Consider the following 13,678-nt stretch of genomic DNA (forward strand, 5'->3'; position numbering starts at 1 on the left):
AGCTATAGATTAAGTAAAGTATAATTTGTAAACTACAGATATTTGACTAAATAATAACATACATTAAATAACTTTTATTGAATATTAGTCATATAGTTTTTGGATTTATGGTACTTTGTTTTAAAAAAAATTGTACAAATTCTTTTTTATTGTAAAATAAACGGCATTTAAGGAATAAGTTGATTCTAAATACCATTCTTGATATAATTGGTAAAATATAAAACTAATAAGGATGCTCCCATAAGAAATGTAAATATTGGAATATAGGAGCATAATGTTCTGGTAATTTGACTTAAAATTTGAATAAACATGGTGGAATACTATATGAAAATGGAAGAAATTGTAAAAGAAAAGTTAAGAGCTGTTTTTAAGGATGATTCCTTAATTTTTGATAAGTCGCGTTTTGCTGGAGGGCTTACAAACTATAATTATATTATGGAAATAAATGGTCTTGAATATGTAGTTCGTGAGCCAGGCGGAATGACAAATGAAATGATTGACAGGAAAATTGAAAAAGTAAATAATACCATAGTATCCGAGATTGGAGTCAACTCTAGATGTATTTACTTTGATGATGAAACTGGAGTAAAGATAAGTATATATATAAAAAACAGTAAAAATATTGCGATGGCAAACCCTTGCGACTTTTCAAATATAGATGCAGTATCTAGTATTATGAAAAAAATTCATTTCAGTGAGAGCAGGTTTCCCAATTCCTTTGACTTTAAAACTGAACTTGAAAAATATGAAGAAATTGTGAAAGCTTTAAAAGGGGATTTTTTCTTTGATTATTTTGATTTAAAAAACTACCTTCTAAGCTTTATGAATGAAAATATAAAAAATCCAATATCTTTGCCTTGTCATAATGATACAGTGCCAGAAAACTTCATACTAGATGATAGTGGAGCCACATATCTTATAGACTGGGAATATTCAGGTATGAACGACCCCAATTGGGATATAGCTGCGTATATTTTAGAGTCTCATTTAGATGAGGACTCCATAGATTTTCTTATAAAAAAGTATTATGATAGGACTGCTACAGTTGAAGAAATTTTAAAAATAAAAAGTTATATACTAGCTCAGGATTTGCTCTGGACTGTGTGGGCTCTTATTAGACATTATAATGGCGATGATTTTTTGGAATATTGCTATATGAGATACGAGAGATTTAAAAAAAATATGGAAAAGATTATGTTGTCTAAAGATTATCCAATATTTGAAATGGTAAAATGTTAGAGATTTTATAACAATAAAATATAAGCTGAAATAGACAGGTAGTATAGTAGCTATCTGTCTTTTTTTCGGCAATTTATGAATATTATAGAAATTCAATAATCAAAAATGCATATATGGAATTTTCACAATAATATGACTAAAATACAATGTTATTAAAAAACAAAAGGATATTATCCATTAAAAGGGTGGGATTAATACCATGAAAAAAAAGCGTATTAAGATATCATTAATTTAATGTCGGAAAACGCTTTTAGAAAAACAAAATGGAAATGGGTTAAAAATCAAAATTTTAATGAGGGGGCTTTAAAATGAATGAAGCTATATCGGTAGTACAAGCAGCTAATGTAGACAGCTCAGCCGTTGCTGCCAAAAAGAAATTATCTTCGCAATTCTTTAAAAAAGGAATCACAATAGGACTACTTTCAGGACTTACATATGGTATGTTTTCAGCTTTCCTGACACTAGGAATGTCAATGGGAGTTTGGGCAGACTGGTATGGAGACAATACAGCTGGATTATCAGCATTTGCAATTGTATTTATAGTGGGAGCACTTGGTAGTGCAGTAAATGATATATGTAGTGCAGTATGGGCACTTATAAACGTTGGAATAAAAGGGAAATTAGGAGATTTTTTCAGGACTATAAACACGACACCAGGAAGAATGATTATGCTTGCGGCTCTTTTAGGGGGTCCTATAGCAAACGTTTCCTATGTTGTTGGTATACAGCTTGCAGGGTCTATGGCAATTCCGATAACTGCACTATGCCCAGCCATAGGTGCAATTTTAGGAAGAGTTTTATATAAGCAGGAATTAAACAAAAGAATGATGCTAGGAATTGTAATATGTGTCTCTGCTAGTGTAATGATTGGTAGTGTAGGAATTGGAGCAGATGCTGCAGATTCAGTAATACTTGGACTTATAATAGCATTTATTGCAGCTCTTGGTTGGGGATTTGAAGGAGTTATAGCTGGATATGGTTCTGCTATGGTAGATTCTGAGGTTGGAATCACTGTTCGTCAGGTTACTTCAGGACTAGCAAATCTATTTATTCTTCTTCCAATACTAGGAATATTTGGTGGAAGTATAATGCAGCCATTTAGCCTTGCAGGGCAGGCATTTACAAGCTCAAGTGCAATGATATGGTTTGTAGTATCAGGATTCTTTGCATTTATATCATTTATGTGGTGGTACAAAGGAAACAGTATGACTGGTGCTGCTCTAGGAATGGCAACAAATGGAACTTATTCATTCTTTGGACCACTATGCTGCTGGTTATTACTTGGAGTAATATTTGGAATGGAAGGCTGGGAGCTTAGCATGATAGAGTGGGCTGCAGCTACGATGATGGCTATAGGAATATTTGTAATAGCAGTTAACCCTATGGATTTATTTAAAAAAAAGGAGGACTCAGCAAATGAAGCCGCTTAATTTTGCGATATTGAAACACTTCACAAAGGTTGAAGATGCATGCGCTGAAGATGTTATCGAAGCACTAAAAGGTCAGTATGGAAGCTTTAAAGCATTAAACAAGAAAGAAGTTCTAAATGCAATGATGACAGCTGAGGCAAATGGACTTATAGAAGAAAGCAAGCTTGAGATGGATAAATCTGGAGAACTAAAAATATACTACCGTGCTCACCAAGAAGGTGAGGATGCGATAAACAAATATATTAAAGATTAATTATTAAGCCAATAAGATCTGAAAGGGGAAAATATGATGAAATATTTTGGAGAAGAAGCGTTAGGTCTTGTTGAAACTGTGGGAATGGTTCCAGCAATCGAAGCAGCGGATAAGATGTTGAAGGCAGCAAATGTTGAGCTTGTATCCTATGAAAATATAGGGTCTACCTTAGTTACTATTATGGTAAAAGGCGACGTTGGAGCTGTTAAGGCAGCAGTAGAAGCAGGAGCAATAGCAGCAGGAGCAATCGGGAAACTTACTGCTCAAAATGTTATGCCAAGACCTATAAAAGATATTGGACAGATAGTTTCCATATACGATATAGACAAATAAGAAGCTCAATTTATTAGCACTGCAAATCGCTAATTAATTAGAAAACATTGCTGTAAAAACAATAAAAACCTAAATTTGGAGGGCTGAAATAATTATGAAAACTTATAGCGCCTTAGGATTAATAGAAACTTTTGGAATTGTATATATACTAGAAGCGGCAGATGCAATGTGCAAGGCAGCAGATGTTGAGCTTGCAGGATTTGAAAACGTGGCATCAGGGTATATTTCGGTTCTTGTACGTGGAGATGTGGGGGCTTGCAAAGCGGCAGTAGAAGCAGGTGTGAGAGCAGTTGAAAACATGGGTTCAGAAGTCTATAGCTCAGTTGTAATACCAAGTCCTCATCAGGATATAGAAAAAATAATAGCACGTTATTCACTTGAAAACTTAGATATTTAAAGGATTTAAAAAGAAATAGGAAACGAAAAGGAGAGAAAAAAATGAATATTATAGACAATGATTTGCTCTCCATACAAGAGGCTAGAATACTTATAGAACACGCAAAGGAAGCCCAAAGTCTTTTATCTAGTTTTTCACAAGAGAAGCTAGATGCGGTTGTAAGGGAAATTGCAAAGGAGATAGAAAAGCACTCAAATGAGCTTGCGTTTATATCTCAAAGTGAAACTGACTATGGCAATACTTCTGATAAATATATCAAAAATAAATTTGTGTCAAGTTACGTATTTGAAAAAATCAAGGACATAAAATGCATTGGAATAATATCTGAAGATACACAAAACAAAACCATGGATATTGGAGTTCCAGTTGGAGTTATAGTAGCACTTGTCCCTTCAACTAGCCCTGTATCAACAGCTATATACAAGACACTAATAGCCATAAAATCAGGAAATGCCATAGTGTTTTCTCCCCACAAAAGAGCAAAAAAATCTGTGGGTAGAGCACTAGAAATAATGATTAAAAAAGGACTAGAGTTTGGACTTCCTCAGGGTTCACTATCATATCTTAAGACCGTTACTGAAGCAGGAACAAAAGAGATGATGAATCATAAGGATACCTCCATTATTATGAATACTGGAGTTTTGGAAATGCTAAGTGAAGGACAAAAATCTGGAAAACCTGTAATATACGGTGGCAATGGCTGCGTCCCAGCCTTTATAGAAAGAACCGCAAATATAAAGGACGCTGTGAGGGATATAATAAAGAGCAAGACATTTGACAATGGAGTTCTTTCCGGGTCTGAGCAATCAGTTGTTGTAGATAGCCCAGTAGCCATGCAGGTACAAAATGAAATGGAAAACCTTGGGGCCTACTTTATGACAGAAAAAGAATCAATGATGATTGGGAATATTCTGTTTGATTCAACGGGGAATCAAGAGGTAGAAACCATTGGAAAAACAGCACTTGAGCTTGCTAAAAGAGCAGGGATTAGTGTACCTGAAAATACAAAGGTTCTTGTATCTAAGCAAAAATATGTTTTTGAAAACAACCCATACTCCAAAGAAAAACTTTGTCCAGTTCTAGCTTACTACATAGAAGAAGACTGGATGAATGCCTGTGAAAAATGCATAGAATTACTCCTTAGTGAAAGAAACGGACACACCCTTTCTATTCACTCCAATGACCAAGAAGTAATCAAGCAATTTGCTCTAAAAAAACCTGTAGGAAGAATTCTTGTAAATACCCCTGGAGCCTTTGGAAGCATGGGGATTACAACAAATTTATTTCCAGCTATGACCTTAGGAAGTGGCTCAGCAGGCAAGGGTATGACTTCAGACAATATATCTCCCATGAACCTTGTATATATTCGTAAGGTTGGAGTTGGGGTGAGGTCTTTAGAAGATATAACTAAGGATAACCCTATAAATAAAGCTGTATATGAAACAAAGACTATAAATAGTGAAAATATAGACCATGAAGATGGACTCAAGGAAATACTGGAAAAAATATTAAGGGAAATAAACTAGAAAAATATTTCTTATAAAATTGCAATATAAAAAAGAACTGGAGGTAAGAATTTTGGATATTCGTGATTTTTCAAATAAGCTTGCAGAAGCAACGAAAAGTATGTCTGCAGAAGAACGAACATCTTTAATGAAGATTTTTGAAGGTATTTCAAAGGAAATTCAAAAAGATGAAGCTCCAAATCAAATATATAGAGCAAGTAGCAGTCAAACAGAGGCTCCAGACGGAATTACAGATCGTCTAAAGAAGCTTAAAGAAAACTATATGAAGTGGACACCAACAATAACTACACATAGAGCAAAGGCTATTACAAAAATAGTTAAAGAAAATCCTGGAATGCCTAAAGGACTGCTAAGAGCAAAGAGCTTTAAATACTGCTGTGAAACTGCTCCCCTTGTGATTCAGGACCATGAGCTTATAGTTGGAGCACCATGTGGAGCACCACGTGCAGGAGCTTTTTCTCCGGATATATCATGGAGATGGCTTGAGGCAGAGATAGATACTATAGGAACTAGAGCTCAGGATCCATTTTATATATCAGAAGAAGATAAAAAATACATGAAAGAAGAGCTTTTCCCATTTTGGAGTGGAAAATCAGTTGATGAATACTGTGAAGATCAGTTTCGTGAAGCTGGAGTATGGGAAATATCTGGAGACTCTTTCGTATCAGACTGTTCTTATCATGCATTAAACGGTGGAGGAGACTCAAACCCTGGATACGATGTAATACTTATGAAAAAAGGTATGCTGGATATTCAAAGAGAGGCAAGGGAGCACCTTGAAAAGCTAGATTATGCAAACCCAGAGGATATAGAAAAAATATATTACTATAAGTCAGTAATAGAAACTGCTGAAGGGGTAATGATATACGCTAATAGACTAGCTGACTACGCTGAAGAATTAGCTGCAAAAGAATCAAACCCAATACGTAAATCAGAGCTTTATAAAATAGCAGAAGTAAATAGAAGAGTACCTGCCCACAAACCAAGTACATTCTGGGAAGCGGTTCAGTCAGTTTGGACAATAGAGTCACTGCTAGTTGTTGAAGAGAATCAAACAGGTATGTCAATTGGCCGTGTTGACCAGTATATGTACCCATTCTTTAAGGCTGACATAGAAAGTGGAAGAATGAACATGTTTGAGGCTTTTGAGCTTGCAGGTTCTATGCTTATCAAAATGTCTGAAATGATGTGGGTTACAAGTGAGGGAGCATCTAAGTTCTTCGCAGGATATCAGCCATTTGTAAATATGTGCGTTGGTGGAGTTACTCGTGAAGGATTCGATGCTACAAACGATTTGACTTACCTTCTTATGGATGCAGTTAGACATGTAAAGATATATCAGCCATCACTAGCTACACGTATTCATAGCAAGTCACCGAAGAAATATCTTAAAAAAATAGTTGATGTTGTTAGATCAGGAATGGGATTCCCAGCTTGTCACTTTGATGATGTTCATATAAAAATGATGCTTGCAAAAGGAGTTTCAATAGAGGATGCACGTGATTACTGCCTTATGGGTTGCGTTGAGCCTCAAAAATCAGGAAGACTATATCAGTGGACTTCGACTGCATATACCCAGTGGCCTATTTGTATAGAGCTTGTACTAAACAATGGAGTACCACTTTGGTATGGTAAGCAGGTTTGCCCAGATATGGGAAATATAGATAGCTTCAAAACCTATGAAGAGTTTGAAAATGCTGTAAAAGAGCAGATAAAATACGTTACTAAGTTAAGCGGTATTGCTACAGTAATCACACAAAGAGTTCATAGAGAACTTGCTCCAAAGCCTTTAATGTCCATAATGTATGAAGGTTGTATGGAAAAAGGAAAAGACGTTTCTGCAGGGGGAGCTATGTACAACTTCGGTCCTGGAGTTGTTTGGAGTGGTCTTGCGACTTACGTAGATTCAATGGCAGCTATTAAAAAGCTAGTATTTGATGAAAAGAAATATACATTAAGACAGATTAATGAAGCTTTAAAGGCTGACTTTGTTGGATATGAGCAAATAAGAAAAGATTGTCTAGATGCTCCAAAGTATGGAAATGATGATGACTATGCAGATCTTATTGCAACAGACCTTGTTCACTTCACAGAGATGGAGCATAGAAAATACAAGACTCTATATTCTGTAATGTGCCATGGAACACTATCAATATCAAACAACACTCCATTTGGACAACTTACAGGAGCTACTGCAAATGGTCGTATGGCTTGGAGCCCTCTATCGGATGGAATCAGTCCAACCCAGGGAGCTGACTTTAAAGGCCCTACTGCAATAATCAAATCTGTATCAAAAATGTCTTGCGACAATATGAACCTTGGAATGGTTCACAACTTCAAGCTAATGTCAGGATTACTTGACACTCCAGAAGGAGAAGAGGGAATAATAACACTTCTAAGAAGTGCTTGCATGCTTGGAATTGGGGAGATGCAGTTTAACTACCTTGACAATAACACCCTTTTAGAAGCTCAGAAAAATCCAGAGCAGTATCGTGACCTTGTTGTTCGTGTTGCTGGATACAGTGCATTCTTCGTAGAGCTTTGCAAGGATGTTCAAGATGAGATTATAAGTAGAACCATGCTTACTCATTTTTAATAAATCCTTCACATTAAATTAACAAAAAATGATTTATAAAACCTGCATTTGGATAAGGACTATTGTCCAAATGCAGGTGAAAATACAGAATTAAACAGGAGTGCAGATGATATGAGCAATAACAAGCTAGGTTTACCAGAGCGAAAAGCAGTTATATTTAATATACAAAAATACAATATGCATGATGGACCGGGTATAAGAACCTTGGTTTTTTTCAAAGGATGTCCATTGAGATGTAAATGGTGTTCAAATCCTGAAGGATTAGAGAGAAAATACCAGGTTATGTTCAAAGAAAGCTCGTGTATTGATTGTGGCGCTTGTGTATCTGTTTGCCCTGTTGGGATTCATACTTTAGATGAAAATAAAAAACACATAGTAAATAGAAATATAGACTGCATAGGCTGCAATAAGTGCAAAGATGGATGTATAAAAAACTCGTTATCTATAGCAGGTGAAGTAAAAACAGTTTCAGAGATTTTTGAAGTAGTTGATGAAGATTCCGCTTTTTATGAAATGTCAGGTGGAGGAGTTACTTTAGGTGGAGGAGAGGTTACATCTCAGCCAGAATTTGCAACTAACCTTCTAATGGTTTGTAAAAGCGAAGGAATAAACACAGCGATTGAAACCTGTGGTTACTCAAAGATGGAAAATATAATGAAAATGGCAGAATTTACTGACCTATTTTTATATGATCTAAAGCACATAGACTCTGACAAGCACTATGAGCTTACAGGAGTAAGGAACGAGAGAATAATAGAAAATCTAAAAGAATTGCTCCACAAAAGGCACAATGTAAAAGTAAGAATGCCTCTATTAAAGGGAGTAAATGACAGCGAAAAAGAGATAAAAGGAATAATAGAGCTTTTAATGCCTTATAAGGATTATAAAAACTTTAAAGGAATAGATTTACTTCCATATCATAAGCTAGGAGTCCACAAATATAATCAGCTGGGAATGAAATACCCTATAGAAGGGGATTTTCAGCTAAGTATGGATGAACTGAAACAAATAGAATGCTGGATTAGCAAGTATAATTTTCCGGTTTGGGTTGTAAATCATTAAATTTTCACAATAAAGCTATGGAGGAAATAATATGGGAAATGTATTTGAAAAACCTATAGAGCGTATTATACAAGAATCTGTTCCAGGTAAACAGATAACAATAGCCCATGTTATAGCATCACCAACGGAAGGTATTTATGAAAGACTTGGGATAGATGAAAAAGGGGCCATAGGTATACTCACTATAAGTCCTTATGAAGCGTCAATTATAGCAGCTGACGTTGCCACAAAGGCAGCAGATGTAGAAATAGGATTCTTAGATAGATTTACAGGCTCCCTCATTATTACTGGAGATGTACAGTCAGTGGAAACATCCTTGGAAGCAGTGTGCTATGCACTTGAAAGCCTCCTTGGTTTTACAACTGTACCAATTACAAGGACATGAGAAAAAAGAGAATAATGATAGTTGGACCTAAAAATTCTGGGAAAACCACCCTTGTAAATCAAATAAATAATTATAAAGGGAAATTAAAGAAGACTCCAGATGTGATATATGGTGAAAAGACTATAGATGTACCAAGTGCATATATTGAAAATTCTTGGATGTACAAGCATCTAATAGCACTTTCTCAAGATGCATCATATATTATTTTGTTGGTTGATCAAACCAGTAAAGAGAAAATATATTCACCGGGATTTGCAAAAGCATTTAATTGTCCAGTAATTGGGGCTATAACGAAGATAGACTTAATGAAGGAAAATGAGGATATAGCTATTAATCTCCTTAAAGAAGCAGGGGTCTTAGAGCCTTATTTTAAAATAAGCACAGAGATGGGAATAGGAATTGAAGAATTAAAAAAACATTTGTTTTTAAAAGAAGAAGGTAAAGGGGGATTAATATGAGGTTTATAACCGAAGAAAATTTAAAAGTAGCATATAAAAAAGAACCTTTTACTACCTATGATACTAAAGCAGGGGAGAGGTTAACTCCTGGAGGGCGACAATTTCTTTTAGATAAAGGTATAAAGATATTATCTGATTCTGCATATAACAAAAATATAAACAAATTTAAAAAAGAAAATGTTGAAAAAGCAGATAAAATCAGTGAAGCAGTTGAAAATACATTATCTGAAAAGATATTTATAAATAAAGTGAAAACAATTGAAGCCTTGTTTCTTGTAACTGCAGAAGAACTTTTAGATAGAGATGTTTTTTTAGCTCAGCAGATAACCATACTTGGCAAACAGTTTGGGAATCTAGGGAAAGATAAGGATGCCCAAAATCATATAAGGCTTTCAGTAAAAGAATGTGAAGGGATAAATACGAAAAATCTGGATAAGGAATTAGGGGATTGTTTTGAAATCACAGAGTTTCATATTCAGCTTAAAAGAGGTAGAGAAATTGTAATTCTTCACAGGTTAAGATGCACACTTAGGGAACTGGAACCAGTGATTATACAGCTATTTGGAGAAACAGAATTTTCCAGTGAGACGATTGGCAAGGTTAATATATGTATAAACACCCTGTCTCAAATGATTTGTTCTATTTTTGGAGGTAAAGAATGTCAAAGAAAAAGCTAAACTATGAATACTGTGACCAGCTAGTTAGAGATTTTGAAACAGTTGTAAAAAAGCCAATAAAAACAAAATCTCCTTTATATTATACAGGTGTGGATTTAGGTACAGCATGCATAGTACTTGCGGTTCTTGATGAAAACTACAAACCTGTTGCAGGGGCATATAGATATGCAGATGTAGTACGTGATGGTATGGTTGTTGACTACATTGGGGCAGTAAAAATAGTAAGGGAGCTAAAGGAAGAGCTTGAAGAGAAATTGGGAGCAGAGCTGATATACTCTGCGGCTGCAATCCCTCCAGGAACTGATCTATTAGATTCAGGAGCTGTTAGAAATGTGGTTCAAGCAGCAGGATTTGAAGTTACCAGTCTTTTAGATGAACCGACAGCTGCAAACAAGGTACTAAACATCCAAAATGGAGCGGTTGTGGATATAGGTGGAGGAACCACTGGAATCTCAATACTTAAAGACGGCAAGGTAATATATGTAGCAGACGAGCCAACTGGAGGAACTCACTTTTCCCTTGTAATCTCAGGTGCCTACAACATGGAGTTTAAAGATGCTGATATCTACAAAAGAAACCCTAAAAATCACAAAGAGCTTCTTCCCACTTTAAAACCAGTGGTTGAAAAGATAGCTACAATAATAAATCAGCATATTAAGGGATTTGATGTAAATGAAATATTTTTAGTTGGAGGGACATGTTGCCTTGCTGGCATTGAAGATATCATAGAGAGAAAAACAGGAATCTTCACCCATAAACCGGAAAATCCAATGTTTGTAACCCCGCTAGGAATTGCCCTTGGATGCACAGATAAACCCTTAGATTAGGAGCTGTTTTTATGGAATATAGAATTATAAAATCTCCATCTAAATCAACACTGCAAATTATAATTAAGCGAACATCTCTAAACATAGAAATGAATCCAGATGAAATACATGCAATAGGCCTTGTTCAAGGGCGGATGATAGATATGATATGTGCAGTAGACATTGCAGAAAAATCTGCTGGAGTAACAGTTTCAGATGTCAAGGGGAGCTGTCCTCAAAATCTGATAATGATAGGGATATTTGGAGATACATCTTCTGTTGAATCTGCTATTTCAGAGATAAAATCCAATTTCGAAAAGGGGAATAAGCTATGCTAACTGCAAGATTACTCGATAGTATATGGGCAACTAGAAAAGCAGAATCATTAAATGGACTCAAATTCATGTTAGCAGAGATAATTGGTGGAAATGATAACGGTCAAAGACTTGTGGTAGTAGACACAATAGGGGCAGGTATAGGAGATAGTGTCATTGTATGTACTGGCTCAGCAGCAAGAAAAATGCTTTCAAACGATGACCTGCCAGTTGATGCAGCAGTTGTGGGAATAATTGATAGAGACTGTAATTTTGGATAGACTCAGGAGGAATATTAAATGACCCTTCTTGATATAGTAAAAAAATCAGGAATTGTGGGGGCGGGAGGAGCAGGATTTCCCACCCACGTAAAGTTGCAAGGAAAAGCAGATTATATCCTTTTAAATGGAGCGGAATGTGAACCCTTGCTTAGGGTAGATCAGCAGCTTATGGAAATCTTTCCAGCTGAAATAATAAAAGGACTTGAAGCTGCAGGAAGATTTATAGGGGCAGAAAAAGGGATTATAGGAATAAAAAACAAGCATAAGAAAGTAATCTCAATACTAAATGAAACCATTAAAAGCTTAAGCCTTGAAGATTTTATAGAGATAAAGGAAATGGCAGATGTATACCCTGCAGGAGACGAACAGGTACTTGTATATGAGCTAACAGGTAGAGTTGTTCCAGAGATGAATATACCTATTTCAGTAGGATGCGTAGTAATTAACTCAGAGACAGCCCTAAATATATACAATGCACTTGAAGGATTGCCGGTTACCCACACCTACATTACTGTGGCAGGGGATATCCCAAATCCTAAGACCATGAAAGTACCAGTTGGAACACCTATAATAGAAGTTTTAAAAAGATCTGGAATAGAATCCTTTGAAGATTACAGGGTTATTGACGGTGGACCGATGATGGGGCCTGTTATGAATGATTTAAATGGATATGTAACAAAGAAGACAAAGGGGTTCATAATCCTAAAAAAAGATCATCACCTTATTAAAAGGAAATCAATGGATATAGTTCAGGGAAAGAGAATAAACAGGTCAGCCTGTGAGCAGTGTCGCATGTGTACAGACTTATGCCCTAGATATCTTTTGGGACACGATATAAATCCCCATAAGATTATGACAGCACTTAATTATTCTTTAGATGATGGAAACCTTCAGTCAAGTGCTCAGCTATGCTGTCAGTGTAATCTCTGTGAACTATACTCCTGTCCAGCGGGACTTTATCCAAGGCTTTCAAATCTTTACTTTAAAACAAAGCTGGATGAGGAAAGGGTAAGACATATTCCGAAAAAAACTGATTATGCACCTAGAAAGTTTAGGGATTATAGACTTCTTCCAAGCAAGAGGCTCGTAGCTAGACTTGGACTGAAAAACTTTGACAAATACGCACCCCTTACTGAGGAAATCTTAGAACCTGAAATGGTCTTTATATACACAGGACAGCATGTAGGGAAAAAAGCAAATCCAATTGTAAATAAGGGAGACATGGTTCAAATAGGACAGCAAATTGGGGTTATTCCTGAAGGTGAATTAGGGGCTGCAATACACTCAAGTATTACAGGAACAGTAACAGAAGTTAATGAAGATTTTATTGCAATAAGGAGGAACCTAAATGCCTAAAGCAATAGGAATGGTAGAGTTTTCCAGTATTGCCAGAGGAATATATGCAGCAGATCAGATGGTGAAGGTTTCTGATGTGGATATAGTTACGGCAGGGTCCACATGTCCAGGAAAATTTATAGTGATTGTTCATGGTGATGTTGCAGCTGTTGACAACTCTGTTGATACTGGAGAGCAAATAGCAGGAGAGCATCTTGTTGATACACTACTTATACCAAATGTTAGTCCCCAAATATTTCCAGCAATAACAGGGACAGTGATGCCAGATGAAATCTTGGCCATAGGAATAATCGAATCTTTTTCACAGGCCACAATGGTGACTGTAGCGGATGCTGTCTTAAAGACTGCAATGCTTGAACCAATAGAGCTTAGACTTGGAAATGGTCTTGGAGGAAAATCATACTTTATATTTACAGGTGATGTTGCAGCGGTTAAAGCAGGAGTTGAGGCTGGAGAAGAGGTGGGAAAAGAAAGTGGCCTACTGGTGAATACAGAAATAATCCCATCTCCTTCAAATATACTTGTTGATACACTGCTTTAATATATAGACAAATTATAGCTATAT

16 protein-coding genes are annotated in these 13,678 nt (G+C 35.9%); all 16 read left to right on the forward strand.

Features of this window, described 5'->3' with window-relative positions:
• Positions 1–324 precede the first annotated feature (324 nt).
• The 16 genes from J2Z35_RS04300 to J2Z35_RS04375 all read left to right on the forward strand — a co-directional run bounded on the left by J2Z35_RS04300 (position 325) and on the right by J2Z35_RS04375 (position 13,654).
• Complete coding sequence (locus J2Z35_RS04300) at positions 325–1,239, forward strand: choline kinase family protein (protein WP_209659777.1); 915 nt, start codon at positions 325–327, stop codon at positions 1,237–1,239.
• Positions 1,240–1,547: 308 nt separating this feature from the next.
• Complete coding sequence (locus tag J2Z35_RS04305) at positions 1,548–2,669, forward strand: hypothetical protein (RefSeq protein WP_209659779.1); 1,122 nt, start codon at positions 1,548–1,550, stop codon at positions 2,667–2,669.
• Positions 2,656–2,922 carry a hypothetical protein gene (locus J2Z35_RS04310; protein WP_209659781.1) on the forward strand — a complete coding sequence of 89 codons (267 nt, stop codon included), beginning with the start codon at positions 2,656–2,658 and terminating at the stop codon, positions 2,920–2,922. Before J2Z35_RS04305 ends, J2Z35_RS04310 begins: the two co-directional genes overlap by 14 nt.
• A 36-nt stretch (positions 2,923–2,958) precedes the next feature.
• A complete protein-coding gene (locus J2Z35_RS04315; protein ID WP_209659783.1) occupies positions 2,959–3,255 on the forward strand; it encodes a BMC domain-containing protein in 297 nt (98 codons plus the stop codon).
• 94 nt (positions 3,256–3,349) lie between these two features.
• Positions 3,350–3,652: a BMC domain-containing protein gene (locus tag J2Z35_RS04320; protein ID WP_209659785.1), complete on the forward strand. Its 303-nt coding sequence runs from the start codon at positions 3,350–3,352 to the stop codon at positions 3,650–3,652.
• Between the two features lie 41 nt (positions 3,653–3,693).
• Entirely contained in the window at positions 3,694–5,178 is a 1,485-nt protein-coding gene (locus J2Z35_RS04325; protein WP_209659787.1) for an aldehyde dehydrogenase family protein, read from the forward strand.
• A 52-nt stretch (positions 5,179–5,230) separates the two neighbouring features.
• Positions 5,231–7,774: a choline trimethylamine-lyase gene (cutC, locus tag J2Z35_RS04330; protein ID WP_209659788.1), complete on the forward strand. Its 2,544-nt coding sequence runs from the start codon at positions 5,231–5,233 to the stop codon at positions 7,772–7,774.
• A 48-nt stretch (positions 7,775–7,822) separates the two neighbouring features.
• On the forward strand, positions 7,823–8,836 hold the full coding sequence (gene cutD / locus J2Z35_RS04335) for a choline TMA-lyase-activating enzyme (RefSeq protein WP_330623378.1): 1,014 nt from the start codon (positions 7,823–7,825) through the stop codon (positions 8,834–8,836).
• A gap of 31 nt (positions 8,837–8,867) precedes the next feature.
• Positions 8,868–9,221: a BMC domain-containing protein gene (locus tag J2Z35_RS04340; protein WP_209659790.1), complete on the forward strand. Its 354-nt coding sequence runs from the start codon at positions 8,868–8,870 to the stop codon at positions 9,219–9,221.
• Complete coding sequence (locus tag J2Z35_RS04345; RefSeq protein ID WP_209659792.1) at positions 9,218–9,679, forward strand: EutP/PduV family microcompartment system protein; 462 nt, start codon at positions 9,218–9,220, stop codon at positions 9,677–9,679. The genes J2Z35_RS04340 and J2Z35_RS04345 overlap by 4 nt, the downstream gene beginning before the upstream one ends.
• Complete coding sequence (locus tag J2Z35_RS04350; protein WP_209659794.1) at positions 9,676–10,356, forward strand: hypothetical protein; 681 nt, start codon at positions 9,676–9,678, stop codon at positions 10,354–10,356. The genes J2Z35_RS04345 and J2Z35_RS04350 overlap by 4 nt, the downstream gene beginning before the upstream one ends.
• Positions 10,338–11,183 carry an ethanolamine utilization protein EutJ gene (gene eutJ, locus J2Z35_RS04355; protein WP_209659796.1) on the forward strand — a complete coding sequence of 282 codons (846 nt, stop codon included), beginning with the start codon at positions 10,338–10,340 and terminating at the stop codon, positions 11,181–11,183. Before J2Z35_RS04350 ends, eutJ begins: the two co-directional genes overlap by 19 nt.
• Before the next feature lie 11 nt (positions 11,184–11,194).
• The gene (locus J2Z35_RS04360) at positions 11,195–11,500 is read left to right on the forward strand and encodes a BMC domain-containing protein (protein WP_209659798.1); all 306 of its coding nucleotides are present in this window, start codon (positions 11,195–11,197) and stop codon (positions 11,498–11,500) included.
• Positions 11,494–11,757 carry a EutN/CcmL family microcompartment protein gene (locus tag J2Z35_RS04365; RefSeq protein ID WP_209659799.1) on the forward strand — a complete coding sequence of 88 codons (264 nt, stop codon included), beginning with the start codon at positions 11,494–11,496 and terminating at the stop codon, positions 11,755–11,757. The genes J2Z35_RS04360 and J2Z35_RS04365 overlap by 7 nt, the downstream gene beginning before the upstream one ends.
• 18 nt (positions 11,758–11,775) lie before the next feature.
• Complete coding sequence (locus J2Z35_RS04370) at positions 11,776–13,113, forward strand: 4Fe-4S dicluster domain-containing protein (protein WP_209659801.1); 1,338 nt, start codon at positions 11,776–11,778, stop codon at positions 13,111–13,113.
• Positions 13,106–13,654 carry a BMC domain-containing protein gene (locus J2Z35_RS04375; protein ID WP_209659803.1) on the forward strand — a complete coding sequence of 183 codons (549 nt, stop codon included), beginning with the start codon at positions 13,106–13,108 and terminating at the stop codon, positions 13,652–13,654. The genes J2Z35_RS04370 and J2Z35_RS04375 overlap by 8 nt, the downstream gene beginning before the upstream one ends.
• Positions 13,655–13,678: the final 24 nt, after the last annotated feature.

Source organism: Acetoanaerobium pronyense (assembly GCF_017874355.1).
GTDB lineage: Bacteria > Bacillota > Clostridia > Peptostreptococcales > Filifactoraceae > Acetoanaerobium > Acetoanaerobium pronyense.